This is a genomic window from Microvirga sp. P4_G7 (assembly GCF_056401005.1).
Genome location: NZ_JBFUKD010000068.1, coordinates 1 through 9,609, shown reverse-complemented (window position 1 = coordinate 9,609; position 9,609 = coordinate 1). Strand labels below are relative to the sequence as shown.

10 protein-coding genes are annotated in these 9,609 nt (G+C 61.5%); 5 read left to right on the top strand and 5 right to left on the bottom strand.

Annotation, left to right across the window (positions count from 1 at the left end; genetic code table 11):
- Together AC1DT3_RS05585 and AC1DT3_RS05580 are read left to right on the top strand one after the other, a co-directional pair.
- A partial coding sequence (locus tag AC1DT3_RS05585; protein WP_477464256.1) for an amidophosphoribosyltransferase occupies positions 1-688 on the top strand: 688 nt, incomplete at its 5' end.
- A 6-nt stretch (positions 689-694) separates the two neighbouring features.
- Positions 695-1,438, top strand: coding sequence for an SDR family NAD(P)-dependent oxidoreductase (locus tag AC1DT3_RS05580; RefSeq protein ID WP_477464255.1), 744 nt, complete (start codon positions 695-697; stop codon positions 1,436-1,438).
- 10 nt (positions 1,439-1,448) lie between these two features.
- Here AC1DT3_RS05580 and AC1DT3_RS05575 read toward each other — a convergent pair whose 3' ends face one another.
- Positions 1,449-2,150 (bottom strand): HAD family hydrolase, encoded by a 702-nt coding sequence (locus AC1DT3_RS05575; protein ID WP_477464254.1) that lies wholly within the window; start codon positions 2,148-2,150, stop codon positions 1,449-1,451.
- A 171-nt stretch (positions 2,151-2,321) separates the two neighbouring features.
- On the opposite strand from AC1DT3_RS05575, the gene AC1DT3_RS05570 reads away from it, so the two are divergent.
- Positions 2,322-2,900 (top strand): hypothetical protein, encoded by a 579-nt coding sequence (locus tag AC1DT3_RS05570; RefSeq protein ID WP_477464253.1) that lies wholly within the window; start codon positions 2,322-2,324, stop codon positions 2,898-2,900.
- Between the two features lie 122 nt (positions 2,901-3,022).
- On the opposite strand, the gene der is transcribed toward AC1DT3_RS05570, so the two are convergent.
- The 4 genes from der to AC1DT3_RS05550 all read right to left on the bottom strand — a co-directional run bounded on the left by der (position 3,023) and on the right by AC1DT3_RS05550 (position 6,567).
- A complete protein-coding gene (gene der / locus AC1DT3_RS05565; RefSeq protein WP_477464252.1) occupies positions 3,023-4,369 on the bottom strand; it encodes a ribosome biogenesis GTPase Der in 1,347 nt (448 codons plus the stop codon).
- Positions 4,370-4,381: 12 nt separating this feature from the next.
- The gene (locus AC1DT3_RS05560) at positions 4,382-5,053 is read right to left on the bottom strand and encodes a tetratricopeptide repeat protein (RefSeq protein WP_477464251.1); all 672 of its coding nucleotides are present in this window, start codon (positions 5,051-5,053) and stop codon (positions 4,382-4,384) included.
- Positions 5,054-5,137: 84 nt separating this feature from the next.
- The gene (gene panB / locus AC1DT3_RS05555) at positions 5,138-5,965 is read right to left on the bottom strand and encodes a 3-methyl-2-oxobutanoate hydroxymethyltransferase (RefSeq protein ID WP_477464250.1); all 828 of its coding nucleotides are present in this window, start codon (positions 5,963-5,965) and stop codon (positions 5,138-5,140) included.
- A 5-nt stretch (positions 5,966-5,970) separates the two neighbouring features.
- Complete coding sequence (locus AC1DT3_RS05550) at positions 5,971-6,567, bottom strand: NnrU family protein (RefSeq protein WP_477464249.1); 597 nt, start codon at positions 6,565-6,567, stop codon at positions 5,971-5,973.
- Positions 6,568-6,898: 331 nt separating this feature from the next.
- On the opposite strand from AC1DT3_RS05550, the gene AC1DT3_RS05545 reads away from it, so the two are divergent.
- Together AC1DT3_RS05545 and AC1DT3_RS05540 are read left to right on the top strand one after the other, a co-directional pair.
- Positions 6,899-7,519, top strand: coding sequence for a TRAP transporter small permease subunit (locus AC1DT3_RS05545; protein ID WP_477464248.1), 621 nt, complete (start codon positions 6,899-6,901; stop codon positions 7,517-7,519).
- A gap of 38 nt (positions 7,520-7,557) precedes the next feature.
- Positions 7,558-9,429 (top strand): TRAP transporter large permease, encoded by a 1,872-nt coding sequence (locus tag AC1DT3_RS05540; RefSeq protein ID WP_477464247.1) that lies wholly within the window; start codon positions 7,558-7,560, stop codon positions 9,427-9,429.
- Positions 9,430-9,609: the final 180 nt, after the last annotated feature.

Sequence of the window (9,609 nt, the reverse complement as noted above, 5' to 3'; positions counted from 1 at the left end):
CATCTACTTTGCGCGGCCGGATTCCATCGTGAACGGCCGCAGCGTCTACGAGGTCCGCAAGGCCATGGGCCGCGAACTCGCGCGTGAATCGGCGACGGAAGCGGACGTGGTGATTCCGGTGCCGGATTCAGGTGTCCCAGCGGCGCTCGGATACGCGCAGGCCTGCGGTCTCCCCTACGAACTCGGCATCATCCGCAATCATTATGTCGGCCGGACCTTCATTCAGCCGACGCAATCCGTACGCGAACTCGGCGTGCGCATGAAGCACTCGGCCAATCGCTCCGCCATCGAAGGCAAGCGCATCGTTCTCGYCGATGACAGCCTCGTGCGCGGCACGACTTCGGTGAAGATCGTGCGCATGATGCGCGAAGCCGGTGCGAAGGAAGTGCATTTTCGCATTGCGAGCCCGCCGATCACCCATCCGGATTTCTACGGCATCGACACGCCGGAGAGGGAAAAGCTTCTCGCCGCCACGCACGATCTCGAAGCGATGCGCCAGTATATCGGCGCGGATTCGCTGGCGTTCCTGTCGATCGAAGGCATCTATCGATCGATGGGCGAAAAGGGCCGCAATCCGGAACAACCGCAATTCACGGACCATTGCTTCACGGGTGACTACCCGACGCCCCTCACCGATCTCGCGGTCGCCACACCGCGTCGCCTTTCTCTTCTTGCTGAAGCCGACTGATACACGATGGATAAGCCTCTCACAGGCCGCGTTGCGGTCGTCACCGGCGCGTCGCGCGGCATCGGTCGCGCGGCCGCGCTAGCACTTGCCGAAGCCGGCGCTCACATCATCGCCCTCGCCCGCACGCAAGGCGGCTTGGAAGACCTCGACGATGCAATCCGCGCCAAAGGCAGTTCGGCGACGCTCGTTCCGGTCAACCTGAAGGATCTCGATGCGCTCGACCGCCTCGGCGCGTCGATCTACGAGCGTTGGGGCAAACTCGACATCCTGCTCGGCAACGCGGGCGTTCTCGGTGAACTGTCGCCGATCACCCATATCGATCAGCCCGTATGGGATGAGGTGATGGCGGTGAACGTCAYGGCCAATTACCGCCTGATCCGTTCTCTCGACCCGCTGCTTCGCGCATCCGACGCCGGCCGCGCGATCTTCCTGACCTCCGGGGCAGCGCATAAATGCACCGCCTATTGGGGCGTCTACTCGGTTTCGAAAGCGGCCCTGGAAGCGCTCGTACGCACCTACGCGGCGGAGACGGTGAAGACCAACATCAAGACCATGCTGGTCAGCCCAGGTGCGCTGCGCACRTCGATGCGCGCGAAGGCGATGCCCGGCGAAGACCCGTTGAAGCTGAAGACTCCGGACGATCTCGCGCCGCACATTCTCAAGCTGGCCCTGCCCTCATGGACGGAGAGCGGCAAGATCTACGATTTTCCCAACGGTGGAACTGTGCTGACGCCGCAGATGCCAGCTTAGGGCGCACCGCCTAAAGACTTTCGACCATTTCGATCAGCTCGCCGAGATGCGCGATGCGTTTGAAGCGCGGCGCGTCGGCGGGTTCGTCGACGTGTTCGTATGACCACGTGAGATCGTGCGGCACGTACACGCCCCAGCTTCCCGCTTCGAGGGCCGGGACGATGTCTGATTTCAGGGAATTACCGACCATCATGCTTGCGCGCGGGCCGTCTGCGTGTCGCGTGAAAATCCGTTCGTAGGTCGAGGCGGTCTTGTCGCTGACGATTTCGACAGCGTCGAAAAGTTCGCCCAAACCGGATTGCGCAAGCTTGCGCTCCTGATCGAACAGATCGCCCTTCGTGATCAGGATGATGCGGTACGCGCCCGCCAACTGCTCGAGCGTTTCGCGCACGTGCGGCAGCGTTTCGACGGGATGGTTGAGCAATTCACGGCCGGTGAGGAGAATCTCCTGGATCACCGATGCCGCGACCCGTCCCTCAGTCACTTCGATCGCCGTCTCGATCATCGACAATGTGAAGCCTTTGATCCCGAAACCGTAGATCCGCAGATTTCGCTTCTCGGCCTCGAGCAAGGTGGACGCGATATGCTCCGCCGTCGCGTGGTCGGACAGAAGCTTGGCGAACCGCTCTTCGGTCAACCTGTAGAATTGTTCGTTTTGCCAAAGCGTGTCGTCGGCGTCGAAACCAATAGCGGTGATGGGGGATGAAGACATCGGCGCATTCCGTATTCGAATTCGGTGACCTCATCACCGTTCGCCATCATGCCCTGTCTCGATCCAAGCATCCACGGAAACTGGTCGCATCAAGGATCAGAAATCGACGAAATGTTATTCCGTTCTTAAGTATTTCCTCTCATGGTCAAGGCGCATGAAGGAGACTGAACCATGCTTCGTCCGATTGTAACGATGGCTGCGGTCGCCGCCGGCCTCTGGATTGGGATGCCTGCGGCCGTTGCACAGGGCCTCGTCCCGTGCGCCCAGGAAAACGGATATTGCAGCGTGCCGTACCCGACCCGCGTGATCTACGGCGTTCCGGGGCGTGGCACTGCGCTCGACGTCAGAGATCGGGGCATCCCCTGCTCCAACGATGTCTTCGGCGACCCCGCGCCTGGAACGCCCAAGCGCTGTGCCTATGTCGCGCGCGGGCATGGCGGAGGTTACGGCAGGCCGGCCTACGAGCGGCCGCGATACGAACATTCGGAATACAATGAGCCCCGATATGAACGGCCGCGTCMTTACGATCGACGGTCGGACTACGTCAGGCTGGGCCGCGRGGAACGCAGCGCGTGGCGAACATGCGCGCTCGAAAACGGCTTCTGCAATTTCGAAGGTCGGATGCGCGTTCGATACGGCGCGGACGGCCGCTTCGCTGAAGGCGCTTTTCGCAATGGCGTCGCCTGCAGCAATAGCGTCTTCGGCGATTCCGCGCCCGGCATTCGCAAGGTGTGCCAAGTGCGGGATTAGCCGTTCAGGGCTTTGTGTCGCGACGTCATCACCGGCCTCGTGCCGGTGATCTCGATATGGAAGGGCGTTGCCGGTCACCAATCGGGGTGGCCGGGACAAGCCCGGCCATGACCCGTTGAGGTCTACTTCCGTTCTTTGTCGAATGGGTTCTTGCCCATGCGCAACAGCATGCGAACGGGGACGCCCGGCAATTCGAAGGATTCGCGCAGGCTGTTGACGAGATAGCGCGTGTAGCTCTTCGGCAACGCGTCGAGCTGGTTGCCGAACAGCGCGAAAGTCGGCGGGCGGGATTTGATCTGCGTCATGTAGCGGATCTTGATCCGTCGACCCGACACCGCCGGCGGCGGGTTTGTCTCCAGCGCGTCGCTGAGCCATTGGTTGATGCGCGCCGTCGAGACGCGCTTGTTCCAGGTCTCATAAACCTGCATGACCGCCTTCATAAGCGGATCGATGCCGGTGCCGGCAAGACCGGACAGCGGCACGACAGGCGCGCCCTTCACTTGCGGAAGCAAACGCAGCGCCTCTTCCTTCAACTCTTTCAAGAGGCCAGGCTTGTCGGCGACGAGGTCCCATTTGTTGAGACCGATCACCAGCGCACGGCCTTCTTGTTCGATGAGGTCGACAATCGAGAGATCCTGCTTCTCGAATGGGATCGTTGCGTCGAGAAGCACGATCACCACCTCGGCAAAGCGAATGGCGCGCAGAGCATCGGCAACGGACAGCTTTTCGAGTTTGTCCTCGACACGCGATCGCTTGCGCAGGCCCGCCGTGTCGAACAGCTTCACCGGCTTGCCGCGCCATTCCCATTCGATCGAAATGGAATCGCGCGTGATGCCGGCTTCAGGGCCGGTCAGCAGTCGATCCTGGCCCACCATCTGGTTGATGAGTGTCGACTTGCCCGCATTCGGACGGCCGACGATGGCGACGTGCATCGGCTTGCCGCTGTGGTCGTCGTCGTCGACGACATCGTCGGGATGCGGGAAATGCGGCATCAAGGATTCGAAGAGATCGGAGAACCCCTCATTGTGCTCAGCCGAAAGCGGCACGGGATCRCCGAGGCCGAGAGAGAACGCCTCGTAGGCGCCTGCCATCCCCGCCCCGCCTTCCGCCTTGTTGGCGATGAGGATCACGGGTTTGCCGGAACGGCGAACCAATTCTGCGAACGGTCGGTCGGCCGGCAGAATGCCGACGCGCGCATCGATGACGAAGAGAAGCACATCGGCATCGCCGATCGCCGCTTCCGTCTGCGCACGCATGCGGCCGAGGAGCGAGGTTTCGTCGGCCTCTTCGAGACCGGCCGTGTCGATGACGCGGAATTCGAGATCGCCCAGGCGCGCATCGCCTTCGCGACGGTCACGCGTTACGCCCGGTCGGTCGTCGACGAGGGCGAGCTTCTTGCCGACGAGGCGGTTGAACAATGTCGATTTGCCGACATTCGGCCGTCCGACGATGGCGACGGTAGGCGTCATGTCTTCACCTGCTTATTGGGTCGCAGTGACGGGACCGCCGGCCACAAGGGCCGTGTAGATCTCAAGCCGCTGGCGCAGGGCCTGCGGCGTCTCACGATCGGCGGCGATCTGATCGAACCAACGTCCAGCGAAATCCATATCTCCGGTTTTCAAACCGGAAAGACCCAGAAGCTCGCGCGCGGAATGCCGCCAAGCGTTCGTCGGAACGGCGATCCGCTCGAGGACGGGGCGCACTTTGGCCTGATCCGCGCCGTCGACACGCAGCCACGCGCCACGAAGACGGGCAAGATCCTGCCAGAGCGCCGGGACCTTGGCGTCGTTGGCGAGGGCATCGTAGGCAGTGGCGCCGTTCTCTGGGTTCTGCTTGCCGAGTTCTGCCGCGAGGCGGAACCGTGCGAGAAGCGCATATCCGCCCTCGCCTTCCTTCGCCAGCGCCTCGAAAGCGGCTTCCGCTTCCTTGCTCTTGTCGTCGCGGACCAGCTTGACCGCATCCTCGTAGCGCTCTGCGGCGACCTGAGCACGCTGTTCCTGGGAATGTTCCCAGTAGCGATAGGCGCCCACGGCCGCGACAAGAAGCACGGCGAGACCGATGATGACGCCATTGTAGCGCTTCCAGATCTGCGCGATCTGATCGCGACGAAATTCCTCGTCGACTTCGCGGATGAACTCGTCGTTCGGCGCCATATGTCTCCCCGCGGCTTGGAAGCCGCCTCCTTATATAACCAACCGGTCGCCTACCACACAGACCCGTGGAAGGCGAGAGGCCTGTCAGGTCGCAGGTTTCTTCTCGGCGTAGGTATGCTCTGGTCCGGGGAAGGTCCGATTGCGGACATCTTCCGCATAGGCTTCGACAGCACTGGCGATGTGAGGGCCGAGTTCGCCGAACCGTTTGACGAATTTCGGCACGCTCGGCGTCAGGCCGAGCATGTCCTCCAAGACCAGGATTTGCCCATCACACGCGACCGACGCGCCAATCCCGATCGTCGGAACGGCAATCGCTTGGGTGATCTCCCGCGCCAAGGGCTCGGCCACGGCTTCCACCACGACCGAGAATGCGCCTGCCTCGGCGACGGCCGTCGCATCGGCCAGGATGCCGGGCCAATCCGCCCTGTCGCGCCCTTGCGCCCTGAAAGAGCCCAGCGTGTTGATGTGCTGAGGCGTGAGACCGATATGGGCCATCACCGGCACGCCGCGCTCCGATAGGAAGCGCAYGGTGTCCGCCATCTGCCTCCCGCCCTCCATCTTGATCGCACCACAGCCGGTTTCCTTGAGAACGCGCGCGGCCGTGCGGAAGGCCTGTTCCTTGCTTTCCTCGAAGGACCCGAACGGCAGATCCACGACGACGAGCGCCCGCTTCGAGCCGCGCATCACGGCAAGCCCCTGCAGGATCATCATGTCGAGCGTGACCGGCACGGTCGATTCCAGCCCGTGCATCACCATGCCGAGGGAATCGCCGACCAGGATCACGTCCACATGTTCATCGACGAGGCGGGCCGTATGGGCATGATAGGATGTCAGCGCCACGATCGGCTCGCCGCCCTTGCGGGCGCGAATGTCAGGGGCGGTGAGGCGCCGGATGTCGGATTGCGATGACATGGGTTTCAGCCAGCAAGTGACGGCAGCACCGGCACGCCGATCAGCCAGGGATGGAGCCAGAGGGCGAAGGCGGCATAGAGCAAGGTGCCGACGACGACGGCGATCACGTCGTTCCTGATGCCCGTGGACGTCTCCGTCGGTGCGCCGTGTACGGGAGCCTCGTCGCGGTATTTGATGCTGATGCGCGCGAGGACGGCCCAAATCAGGATCGTTCCGAAAAGGAGAATCGAGCCTAGATCTCCGTTGGCGAGAAGGTGGGCCAAAGCCCAGATTTTCACACCGACGAGCATGGGGTGCTTCAGGTGCCGCTTGATCCGGCCGGGACTATACGCCGCGGCGAAGCAGACGAAGGCGATCCAGACCAGGAGCAAGGCCAGATGCCTGGTCCACACGGGTGGATCCCAAACCGGAATGTAGCCGCCCTGCCGGTACTGCCCGTAGCCGATCACGATCAGGACGAGGCCAAGCAGCGAAACGAGGGAATAGAGGCCCTTGTATGGCCCTTCGCCGATCCGTGCGATCAGCCGCGCGCGGGATCCGCGCGCCATCGTGAAGGCATGAATGCCGAGGAAGAGAAGCAGACCCACAGTGAGAAGCGTCACGTTGCCACCCTTCGATACAGTTACTTCGATAGACTCGAGAGCAATATAGGACCGGCTCAGTCCGGACGCCATTCCTACAGACTGGAGCTAAGCGTCCAATTTCTTGAATTAATACCTATCAAACGAGCCTATTTGCCAGAGTTTTATTGCCGCTCGTCTCGCCTTCGCGTTGCATCATTTTAAGGCAGCCACGCTTTTCGACATAGGCATACGCTGCGATACTCGCCTTAAGTCGAGTGCGGTCGCCAAGGGGACGCTCTAGCGGCCGCGCTTAAAGTTGGTTAGTCAAAGCCCTAAGCAACACAAATACCTAGCTTTGTAGGGGAAACAGGTGACAGCACTTTTGAAACTGTCCCGCGCCATCGACTACATCAACGATCGGATTGGCAAGACGGCGGCCTGGGCGATCGTGATCGCCATCCTGGTTTCGGCCGTCAATGCGATCATCCGCCGAATTTTCGGTGTCTCGTCGAACGCTTGGCTCGAATTGCAATGGTACCTGTTCGGCGCAGTGTTCATGCTCTGCGCACCCTGGACCCTCAAGGCTAACGAGCACATCCGCATCGACATCATCTCGGCTTCGCTTTCCAAGCGGAAGCGGGATTGGATCGAGATGCTCGGGCTGCTCTTCTTCCTTTTCCCCTTCGTCGCTCTGATGACGTATCTCTCCATTCCGTATTTCGAGCGATCGTTTCGATCGGGCGAAGTCTCCTCCAATGCGGGCGGACTTGCGATCTGGCCAGCGAAGGGGTTGATCTTCCTCGGCTTCACTCTGTTGCTCTTCCAATGGTTGAGCGAGCTCATCAAACGCATCGCCATCATGCGCGGTGATCTTCGAGACGAGCACGAGATCGTGCACAGCGCCGAAGCCGAAGCCGAACGTCTACTCAGCACCCTGGCCGATCCGGTCAATCCGCAAGGCGGCGAACCCCCGGGCGACATCATCCGCTAGTCGCAACCGCCCTCGCTTTTTTCTCGGAGTTCTCGCCCATGGCTGTGTTCATCGCTCAGAACCTCGCGCCGATCATGTTCGCGACGCTGGTGATCTTTCTGCTGCTCGGATATCCCGTCGCCTTTTCGCTTGCCGCAAACGGCCTGCTCTTCTTCTTCCTCGCCGTAGAACTGGCGCCCCTCGCTCCGCAGACCATCACGCTGTCTTGGCCATTGCTGCAGGCTTTGCCGGAACGCGTGTACGGCACCATGTCGAACGAGGTGCTGCTCGCCATTCCATTCTTCACCTTCATGGGCCTGATTCTCGAAAGATCGGGCATGGCGGAGGACCTTCTCGACACCATCGGACAGTTGTTCGGACCGGTGCGCGGCGGTCTCGCCTACGCGGTGATTTTCGTCGGCGCACTGCTTGCCGCCACCACCGGCGTCGTTGCTGCATCCGTCATCTCGATGGGACTGATCTCACTGCCGATCATGCTGCGGTACGGATATGACAGACGGGTTGCGACAGGTGTCATTGCCGCCTCGGGAACGTTGGCGCAGATCATCCCGCCTTCGCTCGTCCTGATCGTCATGGCGGACCAGCTCGGACGCTCGGTCGGCGACATGTACGAAGGCGCCTTCCTACCAGGCATCATTCTCGCAGGACTTTACGCTGCCTACGTCTTCCTTGTTTCGCTGGTCAGCCCCAAAGCGGTTCCAGGCCTGCCGCTCGACGCCATCGGCTTCCGCGAGCCGGACGGCGCGCGCGGCGTCTGGCAGCTCGGTATCCTCGTCGTGTTCTCGGGTCTCGTCGGCTATTACGTGCTCTCCCAGACCGAGACCAAGGCCGGCGCGGACTTCGTCATCCTGACGATCTGCACGGCGACGGTCGTCGCGCTGATCTGCGCCTTGCTGAACCTCTTTCTCGGCGCGAAACGCATCGCGGCTTCAGCCATCCTGACGATCATTCTCGTCGGCGCCTATTTTTGGTTGAAGCAAGGTGGACACGGGAATTTCGGCCTGCTGATGGAAATGATCGCAGCCGGCGCGCTCTATGCCTTCCTGGTCGGCCTGATCGAACGCCTCACCGGCGTGCGTCTCATGTCCAACATGGCGCAGGAGGTGACGTTCGTGATGGTGCCGCCGCTCCTGCTGATCTTCCTGGTGCTCGGCACCATCTTCATCGGCGTCGCCACGCCGACGGAAGGCGGCGCCATGGGCGCGCTCGGTTCGTTGATCCTCGCCGCGATCAAGCGAAAGCTCGACAAAAACCCCAAGCGCTTCAATTTCGAGCTCGTGAAACAAGCGACGTTCGCGACGGCGAAACTCTCGGCGTTCGTGTTGTTCATCCTGATCGGCGCGCGCGTGTTCTCGCTCACCTTCTACGGCGTCAATGGACACGTCTGGGTCGAGCATCTGCTGACGTCGCTTCCGGGCGGTCAGATCGGCTTCCTGATCTTCGTCAACGTGCTCGTCTTCCTCCTCGCGTTCTTCCTCGACTTCTTCGAGCTCGCCTTCATCATCGTGCCGCTGCTCGGCCCCGCGGCGGAGAAGCTCGGCATCGATCTGATCTGGTTCGGTGTCATCCTTGGCGTGAACATGCAGACCTCGTTCATGCATCCGCCATTCGGTTTCGCGCTATTCTTCTTGCGCTCTGTGGCGCCGAAGGAGCCTTATACCGATCGCGTCACGGGCAAACGCATGGAGCCCATCACGACGGCCCAGATCTATTGGGGCGCCATTCCATTCGTGATCATCCAGTTGATCATGGTCGCGCTCGTGGTGATCTTCCCGCAGATGGTGATGCACTACAAAGGCTCCGGTACCGTCGTCGATCCGGCCGCCGTGCAGCAGAAGCTCGACAATCTCCTGCTTGATTCGCCGGGCGGCGCCTTGCCTCCGCTCGACCTCGGACCACCGAAGTTCTAGTCGGGATCACATCGAACACAGGAAAGGGCGGGTCGAGAACGATCCGCTCTTTTTGTTTGGGCGTGGCCGCATTATTCATCGGGATGATCATGGGGGATACGCTGACGATGCCTCTTGCCAAGCATGCCGTTGAAATACCGACTCTCGACACCGCTCGCCTCATCCTTCGCGGCCATCGCG